1 protein-coding gene is annotated in these 265 nt (G+C 55.8%); it reads left to right on the top strand.

All coding sequences use genetic code 11. The annotated features are described in order from the left end of the window. Window positions 1-76: 76 nt before the first annotated feature. Window positions 77-265: hypothetical protein (locus EOD29_RS36680; protein WP_206520568.1), on the top strand; the 189-nt coding region annotated here is incomplete at its 3' end.

Below are 265 nucleotides of genomic sequence, written 5' to 3'. Positions count from 1 at the left end.
GTCGGTCTCGGCATGCGCGGGAAGGGCGAGCAGGGCTGCGGGGGCGATCGCCAGCACGGCTGCGCGGAATTTGCGGTTGAGCTTCATGATCCTCTCCTCTGACGGGATTTTCCGTCTAATAGGCTTCGTCTCTTCGCGCAAAAGCAAACTGGTGTCAAATTCTCTAGTTTGGAATGATTTTAAGAATAGACAGGCGCGGCTAACCGGTCATTTTGACCGGCATTTGCTTGAAAAACCGGCAGCTGCGCAGGCCTCTGTAAGCCGC

This window comes from Mesorhizobium sp. M1A.T.Ca.IN.004.03.1.1 (genome assembly GCF_003997555.1).
Taxonomy (GTDB): Bacteria; Pseudomonadota; Alphaproteobacteria; order Rhizobiales; family Rhizobiaceae; genus Mesorhizobium.
This window is presented reverse-complemented; position numbering and strand designations above follow the sequence as displayed.